Here is a 16,637-nt window from a genome sequence, read left to right as displayed (position 1 = left end):
ATTAAATGGACTCGCTTGATTGTTCCATAAATTACATCCTTTCTGGTATCGATATACCTAGCACACCTAATGCTATACTCATCGCTTTAACCATAGCTACACAAAGTGCTAGTCTAGCATCTTGTATTTCTTGATCCGTAATATTGGCAATATGACAATTAGCATAAAATTTATTAAAAATATTTGCCAAAGAATATGCAAACTCACAAATAATGTGAGGTTGAGAACTATCATAAGCTCTGGTTATAGCCATTGGAAACTGTATAAGTTGAAGCTGAAGCTTCTCCTCATATTCATTAGTAGCAGCAGAAATATTGTAGTCTTTGACCAAATCTTGTAAATTATACTCATCACCAAATACTTTTCTAATTATAGATTTTGCTCTAACAGCTGTATATAAAAGATAAGGTCCAGTTTTACCTTCGTATTGTGCGAACTTTTCTAAATCAAATATATAATCGTTTGAATAATTATTCACTAAATCACCAAACTTAATTGTTGCCATAGCTACTTGATTTATAATACTTTCATCATTTTCTTCCGGCATCCTTTGTCTAGCACTTATTTTGGCTTGTGATATTAAGTCGGATAAATGCATTACGCCACCTTCTCTGGTTTTAAAAGGTTTGCCGTCTTTTCCATTTACCGTACCAAAAGCAATGTGCTCCAGCTGACACTTAGTGTTAACTATATTTGTCTTTTGGGCTACGCTAAATACTTGTTTAAAGTGCAGAGACTGTCTTTTATCTACAACATAAACTACCTTATCAGGGTCAAAATCCTTATTACGCTGCCATAATGTTGCCAAATCTGTAGTACCATACATAATACCACCATCACTTTTTACAACAATAAGTGGCGGAATATCTTGTTTACCTGTATCTATCACCCAAGCACCATCATCTTCATACATAAAATCTTTAGATTTTAGGTACTCCACCATTTCACCCACATACTTATTAGCATCACTCTCACCCAACCAGAGATCAAAATTTATATCAAGTTCTTGAAAATCCCTCTTAACAGCCTCTATAGAAACCCTTACAAAATGTTTCCATAAGGCGACATAACCTCTTCTGCCTTGCTGTAGTTCAAAAGTAGCTTGCCGTGCTTTTTCCATTTCACTCATGTCAGACTTACATCTTTTTGAGGCTTGTGGATATATTTGCGCTAACTCAACAACTGTTACAGGTGATTTTTTAGGATACTCTCCAGTATATTCTTTATCAAAATAAACTAGCTCCGGTGAGAGTAATTTTATTTCCTCTATGAGCATACCCATTTGAGTACCCCAATCCCCCAAATGCACATCAGAAATAACTTCATCACCACAAAAACGGTAAAGTCTTTGTAAAGCATCTCCTAATAAAGCCGACCTTATATGCCCAACGTGCATAGGTTTTGCAACATTTGGTCCACCGAAGTCTAAAACTATTTTTTTTGGATTAGGATTTTTTTCTACCCCAAAGCTATTTGTTTTAAAAAAATCATTTACAACCTTAGACAAAAAGTTTGAACAAAGCGTGATATTTATAAAGCCTGGCTTTGCTATTTCAATTTTGCTAAAAATATCCTTTTGCTCTATACATTCGATAATATCTTGAGCAATTACAAATGGTGGCTTTTTTGCAAATTTAGCTAAAGGCATAGCTCCATTGCATTGAAAATGGCCTATTCCCTCACGAGTTGAGACAACTACTTTGGCAAAACTTTCCCCATAATTTAACTTTTGAAAAGCTTTTGCGAATATTTTTGATAGATAAACTTCTATATTCATTTTTTATAAATCCAAGATAAAACTATTCCTATACCTTCCAAATTTAACATAGAAATATGTAGCAAATACAGATATAATATCATGGTTATTTTTTAAAACTCAACAAAAAGGCTCCTAAAATCAATATGTTAAAGGGTATTCATAAATATCTGTGGGTTAGCTTTGGTACTGTATTTATTACAGCATCTGGCTATGCTGCAAGAATTATGAACGAAAACCCTATAAAAGAAGACTGGAGCTGTAAAATTGTAGACAATGAATGGAAATGTGACCGAGTTAAACAGCCAGCGAACGTCTTTGATGAAAAATTAAAACCAGAAGAAAAACAAAAAGCCTTGTCAGATGACTTAGGATGGGTCCCTCAAGCGAAAACTTTTGTTGGTGGCTACTATAATAATGACAGTGCTTTTACCAAGTCTTTATGTGAATCTAAAAAAACAGAACTTAGTTACGAAGATGCTGAATATGATACTGATGGCACACTTATCGCTTCTGGAAACGTAGAAGTATTACAGTGTGATCAAGAAATGTATAGTGATGATGCTATAGTTAGTTTTAACACTGGTAAAAACTCTATCCAATCGATCGTAATGACTGGTGATGTGATTGCTAGACAACCATCTACTGGTATAGTTATCCGCACAAAAGAGCTTGCTGCTAACACAAACGATGGCACTTATAGCGCTGGTGAAACGTACTTTAGAATGGCTAGAGAAGTGCCAAACACGCTTATGTATGATAAAGAACACTTTAGTGGACACTTAAGAGGTTATGCAAAGACTTTTGAAAAAGAAGACCAAGATAACTTAATAATGGAAGATGCTTATCTAACTTCTGGTGATCCTACTGATAACGCTTGGAAGATAACCGGAAAAAATATTAATATTGATACTGGTAAAGAAATGGCTTATGTTAAAGATGGCTTCTTTAAAATTAAAGATATACCAGTTATGTATATTCCTTATTTTTCATACCCTATAAGTAACAAAAGAAAATCTGGTTTCTTAACTCCAAACTTCGTTAATAGTGAACTTTCTGGATATGGGGTTGCAGTACCATATTATTTCAACTTAGCACCAAATTATGATTTATTGCTTGAGACAGTTTTTTGGTTAAAACGTGGTCTGATGGAAAATGGTACTTTCAGATACATGACTGATATTTTTCAAGGGCAATTTGAAGGCTCAATAGTACCTTATGATTTCCAAACTCAAACTATGAGGGGAGCTTTTACTTTCTCAAATAGTGGTGATTTTGGTAATGGTATTACTACAAGACTAAAGTATGACTACGTCAGTGATAAAAATTACTATGATGATTTCTCTGTAGGTAATATTAACCTAGTTACAAAAACCCTTTTAGATAGAGAATTTGACCTAAACTATAGCAATGAGAATATAACTTCAGGATTAACCGCATTATATTATGGTGTAGTTAATCCAGAGATGAACCTTGCAAACATACCTTATGCTAAACTACCAGAAATAAAGTTCAATGCCACAGCTGATGGTTATACTCCTGATTCTCTAAGCCTAAGTATTGAAACATTAAATACTTATTTCTATAAATCAGCATACCCAATAAACCCTAGCCAAAGCCCTGCTATAGGAACAAACGTAAATGCCTTTAGAGGATATGAGTCACCTAAAATTACTGGTAATTTTTCAGAAACTTGGGGATATTTAAATCCTTCTTTAGAAGTGCCTATACGTTATTACCAACTAAATAATAAACCAACAGATACTATAAAATTTAGTAAAAATAGTGTTACAAGTATCTTACCTATTTTTAACATTGATTCTGGTTTATACTTTGATCGTGAGTATACTACAAAAGAAGGTGCTTACACTCAAACTTTACAACCTAGGCTATTTTATACCTATATTCCTTATCAAAATCAAACTGATATACCTTTATTTGACACCAGTTTACAAAACGAGCAATATATGCAGATGTTCCAGGTAAATAGGTTTACAGGTCACGATAGAATTAACAACGCCAATCAGCTTACATACGCTCTAGAGTCAACAACGATCAACCAAGAAGATGGTTCTACTCTAGCATCAGCTAAAATTGGTCAGATGATGTACTTTGCTGATAGAATGGTTACGCTTTGTCAAGGTAATTCAACATGTAATAATCCAGAAATGACAGATGTATTTGCAAAAGAAACATTTTCTCCTATTATGTCGTCATTTGAGTACCAGATAATGAAAAATATTTATTTATCTGCTCAGATTAATTACCGCATACAACAGCAAAATGTGGATTACCAAGTATATCAACTTTCTTACAAAGATGAGAGTGAGAATATCTTTAATGTTTCATACAACAACATTGCTAACAACTGGAACTCTCTAACTCAAGATCAAATTAACAATGGTGTAAAACCAACACCGCAAGAAACTGTAACCCTTTCAACCATAATCAATCTAACTGATAGCTGGGCAATAGCAGGATTATGGAACTATAATTTCCAGCAAAATCAGTTAGCAGATGCATTTGTTGGTCTGCAATATAACGATAAATCTTGGGCTGTTAGAGCACTATGGCAAAAAAGTGCATATACAAACTCTGATCCAAATGATCCTCAAAAATTAGGAAATTTAGTTAACTCCTATATGCTTGAGTTTGAGCTAAAAGGCCTAGGAAGTGTTGGTAGTAGCAGCAATATTGCTTCTCGTTTAAGTCAAATAAATGGCTATGAGCCTGGTGAATGGGGAGGTGCAAAATCATGATAAAAAAACTTCTTATTTCCATAAGCTTTTTATCCATTTTTTTTTATAATGGTTATGCAGATATAGCATCTAATTTGTTTCAAAATTCTTTTAACTCAAGTTTTGGTAACAATAATGAAACAAGTACAACTTCTTCACCAAACTCTGACAAAAAAAATCTTATAAACAAAACTATTGCTATAGTAAACAATAGACCCATAACTTCACTTGAACTTAACCAAGAGGTTCAAAAACTCCAAGCTAGCAATCCACAGATGACTCAATTCAACCCCGATGACTTAGCTGTAAAAAGACGTGCGCTCCAAGATTTAATATCTCAAAGCGTATTAATCCAACTAGCTGAACAAAATAATATTACGATATCAGAGCAGCAATTAAATTCTGCTATACAAGAAGTAGCTACTAAAAATAATATGTCCATAGATTCGCTAAAGCTAAACTTAGAAGCATCTGGTGTGCCGTTTAGTAAATATAAAGACAAAATACGTGAGCAGCTAATGGTTAGCCAACTACAACAACAAGCTATTGCTCAGCAAGTATACGTTTCTCCAGAAGAGATTAAAAAATACATAAAGAAACATCAAAAAGAATTTGATAGACAAATGTCTCCAATCAAAACTTATAGTCTTAAAAATCTAATCATAGCTTTACCAGAATCAAAAAAAGCTAAAAGGGATAAACTTGATTTGTTAAAAAAACTAGCAATGGCCGTTAATAATGGTGATATTAGTTTTTCTGATGTTGTAGAACAATTCTCAGAAGCTCCCAATGCAAGTACAGGAGGAATAGTTAGTCATCCTCTTAAATTTGATGCTATACCGAGTATTTATAAGACAAAAGTAAAAAAACTTAAGCAAAATCAAGTATCTGAGCCTTTTATAATAAATAATACTATACAAATGGTTTATATCGATAAAATAGATGTTCAAGCTCCTTTATTAAGTAAAGAAATCACTAAATACTACGTCTACGGTATAGTTATAAAAGTAGTTGGAAGCATGACTGAAAATGGTGCAAAAAGTTCTCTTGATAGAGCAATTGTTGCTCTAAAAAGCGGTGAGGATTTCACTAAAGTAGCAGAAAAATTCAATCAAGATTATGATCATGCAGATGGTAAATTTGGTTGGGTGTCAACTTTAGATAGCCCCCCTTCTCTACCACCTGCTGCTTTTGCAAAACTACAGACTCTCAAAGAAGATGAGTTTTCCGATGTTTTTCAAGCTGATCCAAAAACTTGGATGATTATAAAATATACAAAAACAAAAAAACATAATGCTGCACAAGAGTTAAAAGAACAAAAAGCTTTAGAAGCTATTTTTTCAGAAAAAGCTCAGCAAATATATAAAACCTGGCTAACTTCTATGAAAGACGATGCTTACATAGAAATCCTAGAAAGTGATCTTCAAACCCCAGAGTTGTATTAAATAGGTTAGTCACATGCAATATAAAACTAAAGCAAAAAAATTTTTGGGACAAAATTTCTTACAAGACGAAAATATCATCCAAAAGATAGTTCAACTAGCTAACATAAATAAAAACGATACTGTATTAGAAATAGGACCAGGTTTAGGAGCATTAACCCGTCATTTGCTTAGCAAAGCACATTATGTTAATGTAGTTGAGTTTGACAATACAATCATAGAGTCATTACTTGATAACTGTAAAGCTTATGGCGAACCTACAGTTTTTAATGAAGACTTTCTTAAATTTGATATTGATAAACTAACTACCTCAAACAAAAAAATAAAGCTCATTGGCAATTTACCTTATAACATTTCTACTCCAATATTATTTAAAGTAATAAACTTAGGTGACAAAGTTGTTGATGCTCATTTTATGCTTCAAAAGGAAATGGTTGATAGAATAATATCCCTGCCAAACACTAAAGTTTACGGAAGACTTTCTGTTATTTTACAATATCATTTCACCTGTAGCTGTATCCTTAAAATTCCACCAGAAGTTTTCTATCCCAAACCAAAAGTTGATTCAGCAATAATTAGATTAAAGCCCAGAGTTGATAAACCATACTTAAAAAATCAAGATTTTTTTGAAAAACTTGTAAAGCTAAGCTTTGCACAACGTCGAAAAACCCTGCATAATAACCTTAAGGAAATTTTAAAACAAAAAAACATTAACTCTAATTGCTTGCCTATTGATACAAGTCTTAGAGCAGAAAACCTAAGTGTTAATGATTTTGTTAATTTGGCAAACTTCTTAAGCTAGGAGTAATAATGGCTACTTATGTAATCGGAGACGTACAAGGCTGCTATGACGAGCTACAATTGCTATTAGAAAAAATAAAATTTAATAAAAATACCGATAAGCTTATTTTTGCTGGTGACATTATAAATAAAGGTCCAAAATCACTTGAAACAATAAATTTTGTTATGTCACTTAAAGAGAGAGCTCAGCTTATCCTAGGAAATCATGAAATACTATTTTTAGCTATCAGCTATAATTTTTTATCCTCAAATAACAAGCATACTTTTGATGAAATTTTAAACGCTTCTAATCTTAAAGAAATCCAAGAATGGCTTTGTAATCAAAAATTTCTAATAAAGCTTGATAATTACTATATAACACATGCGGGTATTCCACATATATGGTCACCTAAAAAAGCCCTAAAGAGAGCTAATGAAGTTGAATTTGTCTTAAAAAATGAAACTACAAGAAAATTACTACTAGCTAATCTCTTTAACGAAGAAATTGCAAAGTGGAATAAAGAACTAGAAGGAATAGAAAGATGGCTGTGTATACTTAACTACTTTACTAGGATGAGAGCTATAAAGAAAAATGGCGAACTAGATTTAAAATTTAGTTCAACTATTGAAGATATTCCAAACGGGTTTGAGCCATGGTTTAAGTTTAAACATAAAAAATTTAGCACAGACAAAATTTTAATTTTTGGTCACTGGGCTGCACTTAAAGGTGTAACTGGTAACAAAAATATAATAGCACTAGATACAGGATGTGTATTTGGTGGTAAACTAACTTGCTACTGTACCAAAAATAAAAAAATCATTAGCGTTAATGCAATTAAAAGTTATAGGAATATTTAAATGGATATATTAGTAATTAATGGTCCAAATCTTAATTTATTGGGGACTAGAGAACCTGATGTATATGGCAATAAAACACTTGAAGATATAAATTTTGAGCTTTCTAATATAGTCAAAAAACATAAAGTAACTTTAGAATTTTTTCAAAGCAATCATGAAGGTGATATTGTTGATAAAATACAACAAACGTCTGTTAAATTTATTATCATAAACCCCGCTGCGTATACACATACAAGTGTAGCAATAAGGGATGCCTTTTTAGCTACAGGTAAGCCTTTTATTGAAATACATTTGTCTAATATATATAATAGGGAAAAGTTTAGGTCTAAGTCACTTCTCTCTGACATTGCTTATGGAGGCATATTTGGTCTTGGTGCAAATGGCTACACCTTAGCTGTAATAGAAGCTATAAATTATATAAATACTAAAGGAGAAAAAGATGGATTTATTAAAAGCAATAGATAGAGTAGCTGAAATTCTTAATTCTAGCGACATTAAAGAAATAAAAATCAAAGATGGCGGATCTAGTATTTTTATGACCAAGAATAACACAGCTACCACAAGTGTAGTTTCTGCACCTGTTGCAAGTAGTATAACTCCTGTTGCATCAACCTCAGCAGCTAGCTTAACTCCTGTGTCTTCTACTAACACAGCAGCTACTATATCTGCTAGTGAAGAAGTATTAAATGGTGAAGAAGTTAAATCTCCTATGGTTGGGACTTTCTATAGCTCGCCTTCTCCAGATGCAGCTGCATATGTTAAAGAAGGTCAAGAAGTTAAAAAAGGTGATGTTTTATGTATTATCGAAGCTATGAAAATAATGAATAAAATTGAAGCTGAAAAATCTGGAAAAATAATTAAGATCCTTGCTAAAGATGGCGATCCAGTTCAATACGACCAACCTCTATTTATAATTGAGTAATTTGATTGAAACATTTTATTAATAGAAAATAGAGAAAGCCGTTCTAAACTCTTAAGAGGTAATACAAAATGATTAAAAAAGTACTAATCGCCAATAGAGGTGAGATAGCGCTTAGGATTCTAAGAGCTTGTAGAGAATTAGGAATTAAAACTGTAGCTGTTTACTCCACTGCTGATGCTAACCTTATGCATGTTAAGCTAGCTGATGAGGCCGTATGTATTGGACCAGCAGCGCCTAATCTTAGCTACTTAAATATTCAAAGTATAATCACAGCCGCTGAAATTACCAATGCAGATGCTATACATCCTGGCTATGGGTTTTTATCAGAGAACGCTAAATTTGCTAAAGCTGTTGAAGAAAGCGGTTTCATTTTTATAGGCCCTCGCCCAGAAAGTATAGAAATTATGGGTGATAAGGTTGAAGCTATCAAATACATGAAAAAAGCAGGAGTGCCTTGTGTACCTGGTTCAGGAGGTCCTCTAGGTAGTGATGATAAGAAAAATCTAGAAATTGCTGAAAAAATTGGCTATCCAGTGATTATTAAGGCTGCTGGTGGTGGTGGCGGTCGTGGCATGAGTATTGTTAGAAAAAAAGAAGATTTAATAAGTGCTATTTCTTTAACTAAGAGTGAAGCAAGAATCGCCTTTAATAATGATATGGTTTATATGGAAAAATTCTTAGAAAACCCTCGCCATATCGAGATACAAGTTTTCGGAGATGGCCAAGGTAACGCTATACACTTATTTGAAAGAGACTGTTCAACACAAAGAAGACACCAGAAAGTTATTGAAGAAGCTCCTGCAATTGGACTTACTGACAAACAAAGAAAACAAATTGGTGAGCAATGTGTAAAAGCTTGTAAAATACTTAAATATCGTGGCGCTGGAACATTTGAGTTCTTATATGAAAACGAAGAATTCTATTTCATCGAAATGAATACTAGAATCCAAGTTGAACATCCAGTTACAGAATCTATTACATCTACGGACCTTATCAAAGAGCAAATAAAAGTTGCTAATGGTCAAGGCTTAAGCTGGAAACAAGAAGATATCACTATTGTTGGACATGCTATAGAGTGTAGAATTAATGCTGAAGACCCTGAAAGAATGATCCCTTCACCAGGAACAATCAATGTTTACCACCCACCAGGTGGTCCAAGGGTACGCGTAGATTCTCATATTTACTCAGGATATGCTGTACCACCAAACTATGACTCTATGATAGCAAAAGTTATTGTACGTGCGCATAATAGAGAAACAGCTCTACAAAAAATGCGTGCAGCTCTTGACGAAATGGTTATTAATGGTATTAAAACCAATATACCTTTACATCAAGAGATACTAAGCAATGAAGCTTTTGTTAAAGGTGGAACAAATATTCATTTCTTAGAAAAAATGTTGGAAAACAAGAAAAATTCTAAATAGTATCCTCTATATCTTCATTTTAATTTCTCTCTTTTTCTTATATACTTTTATCCAAACAAAATAAGATTGCACAACTATGCATAATTTCCAAAATTTTCTAAAAAATACTAGAGAATCTAAAAATTTAGAACAAAAAACTATTGCAGATGCTACAAATCTCTCGGTAGAGGCTATTCAGACTATAGAAAGTTCTGATAATGACACCCTTTTACAAAACTCTAGTACTTTACTAAAAAATCAAGTTCGAAGATACTGTGAATACTTGGAGATTCCTGAGAAAAAAATCATATCTATACTAAATAAAATTGATATTTTATACTATAAAAAGTCTAAATATGGGAAATTAAAGCTTTTTGACTACCTTAATAGGCTCGCAATAATAATAATAGCTGTAACGTTAATAGTTTTGGTTGCTAAACTTATTAAGGGAAGTGTTTATGATGCTATAACTTTTAATACTAAAGACTCTAAAACTTCTATAATTTACACACCTATAAATTATGACGCCGATACTACTAAAGAAAGTAGTTCCGAAGATAATTCAGCAACAGCTAATGCTACTAATAGTAAACAAATATCAGCCCACCCACCTGCTGATGCAAATATGAGCAACGTAATTATAGATAATCCTAATATCACAGACACTACAGAAAAAAGTTCAGTACCAACTGAAACTAATAATAATCAAGAAAAACAAAGTCACCAAACTCCTATTAATAGTGATTCTATAAATGATATGGTCTCTCAATATTTTTCTAAAAAATAGATAAATCTTTTATATTTTCGATATTTTCAAAACTCATAAGTAGCCTATCAAAACCTAGTGCAACTCCAGAGCATTGAGGAATTTTATCAAGACAATCAAGTAGGTTTTTATCTATATCTAGAACTGCTTTACCCTGTTGATTACGAATTTCTAAATCTGCTTGAAAACGCTTTAACTGCTCTTGTTTATCAATAAGCTCATAGTAACCATTAGCAAGCTCTACACCATTATAAAAAACCTCAAACCTTGCAGCTACTAGCTGATCATTATCATCTATAACTTTTTTAGCCAAAGCAGATTGCTCCACAGTATAATTAAAGATAAAATATAGTATACCTGCTTCATTAAGGTTTTTTTCAATCTTGTAGCTAAACAATATATCTAAACAGTCTGCTACACTTGGATTATCTAAACCTTGAATTTTACCAACATACTTATCTACGTAGTCTAGTAACTGTTCTAAATTTGCTAAATGTGGGTTAAAACCATAATACTTTTCAAATGCCTGTTGGTAACTTAAATAACGAAATTTAAGACTAGGCTTGAGTTTTAAAAACAAGGTTTCCATTTCTTTCATAAGCTGAAGGTAATCTACCCCTACCCTATACCACTCTACCATGGTAAATTCAAAGTTATGTAAACTACCACAAGCTGGTTCATCACGAAATGCTTTACATATTTGATATATACTGCCACTACCAGCAGCAAGAAGTCTTTTCATTGCGTATTCAGGTGAACTTTGTAGATATCTTTTACCTAATACAGTATCAATTGCAAATACATCTATAAATGGATCTGTGACACCATAGTTATAAGCTAATGGCGTGTCTACTTCTAAAACGTTTAGGTCTTTAAAATATTCCCGGGTTTTTTCTAAATACTCTGCTCTTTTTCTAATATTAATTATACTCATTTTCTATTACTCTAATTTTACTTATACTTGCTATATCTATTTTAAGCTTATTCATATTCTCTAACTCTAAAGTAAGCTTAAGATCATTTGATATACCTTTTGCTGTCGCTTTATAGATTTGTTCGCCATAATTAAAAGTTATTTGCTTATTCAATACATAGTCATACTTTGCAAAAGTTTTTAAAGTTTCATCTATGCTCTTACTAAAAGACTTTATAACTTCAATAATCATAGACACTAGCAAGCTAGTGCTATCTATAGTTTGTCCATTAATGACAGCTAATGATGTCCATAAACGATCAATCTTTTCATCTAATTCAAACATATTAACATTTATCCCTATTCCAATGACTATATCAAAGCTAGACTTCTTGATATTCTTTGTTTCTATTAGGATGCCCGCTAATTTTTGATTTTTATAATAAATGTCATTAGGTAGTTTTATCTTTAGGTTTTCTCTTAATTCTACTGGTATATAGTTTCTAATAGCTTTCAGCACTCCTATGGCTACTTTAATACCACTTAAAGTATTTTGGCTTATGCTAAAATCACACGAAAATCCTAGTGTTGCGTAGATATTATCTTTATTTTTAGAGACCCAATCTCCCCCTCTTTGACCTTTTCCTTTTATCTGAACATCCGCATAGCATAGGTGGTATTTATGAGTAAAATTTTTATTTAGTATATAGTCATTCGTAGAATTTATACTCTCAAAGTGCTCTATCTCTATATCACCTACATTTTTGTGCAAATGATCTTCTATAAGTTTATGGTTTTTCATGGCTGAATTGCTTTAATATTTAATGATAAGGATACTTGCCCAAGAAATTCTTCTTTCTGCAATTGGTAACAAGCTTTAATAGTATCTCCAATGCTGATTTGACTAACGATTTCACTATCTAAAGCATTAAACCAGATTGCTTTAAATGACTGAGTATTACTATAACGTAAAATCATTTGTGCGTGACTTTGGTCCTTTCCAACTAATCTAAATTTTTCGACTATAAACTTATTGTAAAAGATTGGTTTTTCGAACTCTCTGCCAAAAGGTTCTAAAGAATCTATTTTGTCTAAAGTCTCTAAACAAAAATTATTCTCATCAAGCTCAAAATCATATCCTACATAAGGCGTTAAACTTAGGTCACACTCTTTAACTACTTTATTTATATATTCCTCAAAAACCTCATAAAAGCTATCAAAGTCTTGTTTTCTGATAGTTAAACCTGCGGCTCCTTTATGGCCTCCATACTTTAACATCAGGTTAGGGTTCGTGTTTGCTATCATATCTAATATTTTTTTAATATCTATATCGTCTACGCTTCTAGCTGATCCTGATATTAGGTTAGGATCTATCTGAGTTTGTGAAAATATAATGATAGGCTTACCAAACTTTTCTTTGAGTTTACTTGCGGATATACCATGTATACCTGTATGACCATTTTTGAGAAAAATACACAAAGAATTTTTGGTGCAATTAAGCTCTTGTGCTTGCTTCATAGCCTCTTCTGAAAGCTGCTTTTGGATTTCCTTGCGTTGATTATTTTGCTCTTTGAGATTCTGAAAAATATTTGTTATTCTCTCTGCATCATGTTCTAATAGAAAATTTACTGACCCTAGTGCATCAGCTAGCCTACCGTCACTATTTAATATAGGAGCAATACTAAAGCCTATATACTCACTTGAAATTTTATCTCTATCAAAAAACTCCCAGCAATTTCTAACACCACTTTTAAGCTGACTAATTCCTAATTTAGTTACTATACGATTGTTATGGCTATTAGCCATACTCACACAATCTGCTACTGTACCAATAGCTACTAAATCCAGTAAGTCACTTAAACTATATTTATTAGAGATAACTTTATTATTTTGAATAAATTTACGGCGTAATGCGGCCATAAAAAGCCATGCTACCATACATCCAGCTATAGATTTATCTGGATACTGACAACCATCTTGAGTAGGGTTTAATACTGCTACAGCACTTTTAGGTGGCCCTTCTGGTGGTATACCATGATGATCTGTGACTATAGTATCTATATCATTTTGCTTAAGAATAGAAATTCTAGCTTCATCTGTAGAGCCATTATCTGCTGTTATAATCAAGCTTGGCCGAATACTATCTGTAAGAATTCTATTCATAACGGATTCTGACAAACCATAGCCTTCTTTCATTCTATGACCAATATATGATCTGGTTTTTTCTTTAGGATGATTAAAAATTTTAGTCAAAGCTTCATAAAGTATCGCTTGAGATGTTTGCCCATCACAATCATGGTCTGTTTCTAAGCCAATAACTTCTCCTTCTTGCAAGGCAAGGTAAAGCCTGTCTACAGCTTTGTGGATATCTTTGAACAAAAATGGTGAGGATAAATCTTTAATTGTTCCATTTATTATTAAGTCTAGACTATCTATATTTTGTACTCTTGTAGCAATGAGTTTAGCTATAAATGAATCATATTTATTAGATAATAAATAGTCGTAAACTTGTTTATTAATTTGTTTTTGTTTGACTAACATAAATTTATATTAGATGCTTCTCGTTTACCTTTAACATGGTTTCTAAACATATTAACACCGGACATAAACAATAAACCTAAAGGTATAGCAAAGAAGATACCCCATAATCCCCACATGCCACCAAATATTAATATAGCAGAAACCACTCCCACAGGGTGCATGTTTAAAACCTCTGAGAATAACAATGGTACTAGCAAATTACCATCTAAAGCTTGTATTATAAAATATACAGTTAACATCCATACAAACGTCATGCTAAAACCATACTGAAACATCGCAACCATTACCACCGGTATAGTAACCAAAACCATCCCAACGTATGGAATGATAACAGAAATACCCACACCAAAAGCTAATAGTATTGCGTAGTTAAGGTCAAAATAGGCAAATCCCATATATGTAGTAATAGATACTATAATAAACTCAATCACTTTACCTCGAACGTAATCAGCCAATTTTGGCTTTAAATCATTCCAGACGTAATATAACGCACCATTTTCTTGTGGTAAAAACCCTTTAAACCAATTAATTATTTTTTCTTTATCTTTTAAGAAATAAAAAATCATTAAAGGTACCAAGAATAAATAAATCAATGCTGAAAATAGTACTGGCAGAGTTGCTGCTGTACGCTGGAGTATAAATGAACCAAAATTAGAGCTGAGTTTTTGCCAATCAATTGTATCAAACCAGCTTACTATATTATTTATCCTAACTTCAGTAAGTAAGCTTGGGTATTTTAAAGATAACTCTTCTAAACTATTTTTTAAACTAGATAGTGTATGCGAACCTTGTTTTATAAAATCAATCAGCTGATTAATCATAATAGGTAATAGTACAAATATTACCGATAACAAAACTATTAAGAAAATAATAAATACAAAATAAACTAAAAATTGCCTATTTATCCGAGTTGCTTTGTGAAGGATATTAACAAAGGTATCTAATAAATAGGCTATAACTAAGGCAGCTAGTATTGGTGCTATATAGTTTCCTAGAAAAGCTAAAACTAAGTAAAAAAACAGCATTAAACCAATAAAAATAACTGGCTCATTATTTAAATATTTCTTTTGATACCAAGACTTGAGTGTTGTAAAAATCATTACTAAAAGTGCTCTACTGCTCTTATTAATTATTTTATCAGTTTTTAAAAATATATGTACTTAATTTTAAATGTCTAAATACTTCCTCGGAATAAGAGTTTGAAGTTATAAACTAGAGTCAATTTGAAATCATTCATCTTCCACAATTTCATTTTCTTTGTTATCAACATAACTCTGAAACACTCCATTTCCATTAGTTATATTCCCTGAACTAACTTATATCATCTAGCTATCTTTTAGTATTAGTATTATATCTTCTAATAATTTAACATTGTTTTCCATACCTGGTTGATTGTATTGTTTATGAAGTATAATAATGTTATTAAGTTTATCAATTAGGTTCATCATAATATCATTTCTGTCCTGCAAACCCAATATTATTTTAAGGTAGGATTTCAATAAATCTTCCATCAATATTAGAGCCTTTTTATGCTCACTAGTATCTCTATTAAAATTTAACTTATTAATACGAGAGGTTATAACAAAAAACTTTTCACCAATATTACGGTATTGCTGCAACGTTAATGAATTGTAGCTTTTCTTATCAGCTGTACTTTTCATATCGACAGCTTCATAGAATAAACTTTTTTTATTGATGTTAATAGTAACTGATATTTGTCCACCGTTTTTAAGAAGCTCTTGATCAATACTTACACCAAAATTATTTTTTACAGTCCACTTAATTGCACCTAACTCATTAATTGTTGTAGCTAGAAAAAAGCCTTTTACTAATCCTTCATATCCTTCTTGTTGAGCTTCTTTACAAAATTCCATGAGGTGAGATTGTTGTTTGGTATCTACATTAGGCATTGCAGACCAGCAATTAATTAATATTATTTTATAGCTAATTTTTGAAGTAAATATAAGATTAATTAATCGTTGAAACGAGACAATTTCATCAATAAAAAGTCTATTACTAGTTAATACTTTATAATTTCTTTCACCATAATTATGTTGTGACATACTCTCAAAATCATTTTTTCCTGGTTGTCCATGCCCAAGAAGATAAAATTTAACCGATGATAACTCATTTTTTAAGGTGTCGTCTCCCCAAACATTATTTTTATGCAAAGTTTCACTAATAGACTCTCTATTAGATATACTTACGTCAAGGTGTAAAAGTTCTTTCTGATTGAAAATATATTTAAAAACATATATTACATTTCCAGAGTTTTTACGTAGTTTATGTACTCTCAAGAACTCATTAACAAGAGCATGATTTTGGTTAATTTGTAACTGATCGTTTTGTACAAAAATAATATTCTCTTCTTTATATTCTGCATATGTATCTGCTATTAATATAATTTTTAGCTTCATATCTTCCCCAAATTGTCTGAAATAGCAGCCTAAATTTGGCATACTGTTTTCGAAATTTATTTTAGCAATATAGTATTTATAACTCTTTTACTATAACCAAT

Annotated in this window: 14 protein-coding genes; 8 read left to right on the top strand and 6 right to left on the bottom strand. The window is 31.8% G+C overall.

From position 1 onward, the window contains the following. Positions 1-31: 31 nt before the first annotated feature. Positions 32-1,777, bottom strand: coding sequence for an arginine--tRNA ligase (argS, locus tag E4K63_RS02595; protein ID WP_133941356.1), 1,746 nt, complete (start codon positions 1,775-1,777; stop codon positions 32-34). 125 nt (positions 1,778-1,902) lie between these two features. Between argS and E4K63_RS02590 the strand changes: the two genes are divergently transcribed. The 8 genes from E4K63_RS02590 to E4K63_RS02560 all read left to right on the top strand — a co-directional run bounded on the left by E4K63_RS02590 (position 1,903) and on the right by E4K63_RS02560 (position 10,686). Then, complete coding sequence (locus E4K63_RS02590) at positions 1,903-4,515, top strand: LPS-assembly protein LptD (protein WP_133941358.1); 2,613 nt, start codon at positions 1,903-1,905, stop codon at positions 4,513-4,515. After that, positions 4,515-5,939, top strand: coding sequence for a SurA N-terminal domain-containing protein (locus E4K63_RS02585; RefSeq protein ID WP_166666892.1), 1,425 nt, complete (start codon positions 4,515-4,517; stop codon positions 5,937-5,939). Before E4K63_RS02590 ends, E4K63_RS02585 begins: the two co-directional genes overlap by 1 nt. A gap of 13 nt (positions 5,940-5,952) precedes the next feature. Next, the gene (gene rsmA, locus E4K63_RS02580; protein WP_133941362.1) at positions 5,953-6,738 is read left to right on the top strand and encodes a 16S rRNA (adenine(1518)-N(6)/adenine(1519)-N(6))-dimethyltransferase RsmA; all 786 of its coding nucleotides are present in this window, start codon (positions 5,953-5,955) and stop codon (positions 6,736-6,738) included. 8 nt (positions 6,739-6,746) lie between these two features. Then, positions 6,747-7,574 (top strand): symmetrical bis(5'-nucleosyl)-tetraphosphatase, encoded by an 828-nt coding sequence (locus E4K63_RS08135; protein ID WP_133941364.1) that lies wholly within the window; start codon positions 6,747-6,749, stop codon positions 7,572-7,574. Further along, complete coding sequence (gene aroQ / locus E4K63_RS08130) at positions 7,575-8,039, top strand: type II 3-dehydroquinate dehydratase (protein ID WP_133941366.1); 465 nt, start codon at positions 7,575-7,577, stop codon at positions 8,037-8,039. Next, positions 8,014-8,496 (top strand): acetyl-CoA carboxylase biotin carboxyl carrier protein, encoded by a 483-nt coding sequence (gene accB, locus E4K63_RS02570; protein ID WP_133941368.1) that lies wholly within the window; start codon positions 8,014-8,016, stop codon positions 8,494-8,496. The genes aroQ and accB overlap by 26 nt, the downstream gene beginning before the upstream one ends. Before the next feature lie 68 nt (positions 8,497-8,564). After that, positions 8,565-9,920: an acetyl-CoA carboxylase biotin carboxylase subunit gene (gene accC / locus E4K63_RS02565; protein WP_133941370.1), complete on the top strand. Its 1,356-nt coding sequence runs from the start codon at positions 8,565-8,567 to the stop codon at positions 9,918-9,920. A gap of 76 nt (positions 9,921-9,996) precedes the next feature. Next, the gene (locus tag E4K63_RS02560; RefSeq protein WP_133941372.1) at positions 9,997-10,686 is read left to right on the top strand and encodes a helix-turn-helix domain-containing protein; all 690 of its coding nucleotides are present in this window, start codon (positions 9,997-9,999) and stop codon (positions 10,684-10,686) included. On the opposite strand, the gene epmA is transcribed toward E4K63_RS02560, so the two are convergent. From epmA to E4K63_RS02535, 5 genes are all read right to left on the bottom strand, one after another. After that, positions 10,676-11,599, bottom strand: coding sequence for an EF-P lysine aminoacylase EpmA (gene epmA, locus E4K63_RS02555; protein ID WP_133941373.1), 924 nt, complete (start codon positions 11,597-11,599; stop codon positions 10,676-10,678). The two genes, E4K63_RS02560 and epmA, sit on opposite strands and share 11 nt — an antisense overlap. After that, entirely contained in the window at positions 11,586-12,380 is a 795-nt protein-coding gene (locus E4K63_RS02550) for a biotin--[acetyl-CoA-carboxylase] ligase (protein WP_133941375.1), read from the bottom strand. The genes epmA and E4K63_RS02550 overlap by 14 nt, the downstream gene beginning before the upstream one ends. Continuing rightward, a complete protein-coding gene (recJ, locus tag E4K63_RS02545) occupies positions 12,377-14,119 on the bottom strand; it encodes a single-stranded-DNA-specific exonuclease RecJ (RefSeq protein ID WP_133941377.1) in 1,743 nt (580 codons plus the stop codon). The genes E4K63_RS02550 and recJ overlap by 4 nt, the downstream gene beginning before the upstream one ends. Beyond that, positions 14,113-15,219, bottom strand: a complete 1,107-nt coding sequence (locus E4K63_RS02540; protein WP_133941379.1) for an AI-2E family transporter — start codon at positions 15,217-15,219, stop codon at positions 14,113-14,115. Before E4K63_RS02540 ends, recJ begins: the two co-directional genes overlap by 7 nt. A 225-nt stretch (positions 15,220-15,444) precedes the next feature. Then, positions 15,445-16,578, bottom strand: coding sequence for a hypothetical protein (locus E4K63_RS02535; RefSeq protein ID WP_166666888.1), 1,134 nt, complete (start codon positions 16,576-16,578; stop codon positions 15,445-15,447). Positions 16,579-16,637: the final 59 nt, after the last annotated feature.

It is taken from the genome of Allofrancisella inopinata, from assembly GCF_012222965.1.
GTDB lineage: Bacteria > Pseudomonadota > Gammaproteobacteria > Francisellales > Francisellaceae > Francisella > Francisella inopinata.
The sequence above is the reverse complement of the archived record's forward strand: the minus strand, read 5'-3'. Positions and strand labels throughout refer to the sequence as shown.

What these genes read in the sequence shown, in the direction of transcription:
- argS (WP_133941356.1), bottom strand. Translation starts at nt 1,777, where the DNA reads ATGAATATAGAAGTTTATCTATCAAAAATATTCGCAAAAGCTTTTCAA.
- E4K63_RS02590 (WP_133941358.1), top strand. Translation starts at nt 1,903, where the DNA reads ATGTTAAAGGGTATTCATAAATATCTGTGGGTTAGCTTTGGTACTGTA.
- rsmA (WP_133941362.1), top strand. Translation starts at nt 5,953, where the DNA reads ATGCAATATAAAACTAAAGCAAAAAAATTTTTGGGACAAAATTTCTTA.
- E4K63_RS08135 (WP_133941364.1), top strand. Translation starts at nt 6,747, where the DNA reads ATGGCTACTTATGTAATCGGAGACGTACAAGGCTGCTATGACGAGCTA.
- aroQ (WP_133941366.1), top strand. Translation starts at nt 7,575, where the DNA reads ATGGATATATTAGTAATTAATGGTCCAAATCTTAATTTATTGGGGACT.
- accB (WP_133941368.1), top strand. Translation starts at nt 8,014, where the DNA reads ATGGATTTATTAAAAGCAATAGATAGAGTAGCTGAAATTCTTAATTCT.
- accC (WP_133941370.1), top strand. Translation starts at nt 8,565, where the DNA reads ATGATTAAAAAAGTACTAATCGCCAATAGAGGTGAGATAGCGCTTAGG.
- E4K63_RS02560 (WP_133941372.1), top strand. Translation starts at nt 9,997, where the DNA reads ATGCATAATTTCCAAAATTTTCTAAAAAATACTAGAGAATCTAAAAAT.
- epmA (WP_133941373.1), bottom strand. Translation starts at nt 11,599, where the DNA reads ATGAGTATAATTAATATTAGAAAAAGAGCAGAGTATTTAGAAAAAACC.
- E4K63_RS02550 (WP_133941375.1), bottom strand. Translation starts at nt 12,380, where the DNA reads ATGAAAAACCATAAACTTATAGAAGATCATTTGCACAAAAATGTAGGT.
- recJ (WP_133941377.1), bottom strand. Translation starts at nt 14,119, where the DNA reads ATGTTAGTCAAACAAAAACAAATTAATAAACAAGTTTACGACTATTTA.
- E4K63_RS02540 (WP_133941379.1), bottom strand. Translation starts at nt 15,219, where the DNA reads ATGATTTTTACAACACTCAAGTCTTGGTATCAAAAGAAATATTTAAAT.
- E4K63_RS02535 (WP_166666888.1), bottom strand. Translation starts at nt 16,578, where the DNA reads ATGCCAAATTTAGGCTGCTATTTCAGACAATTTGGGGAAGATATGAAG.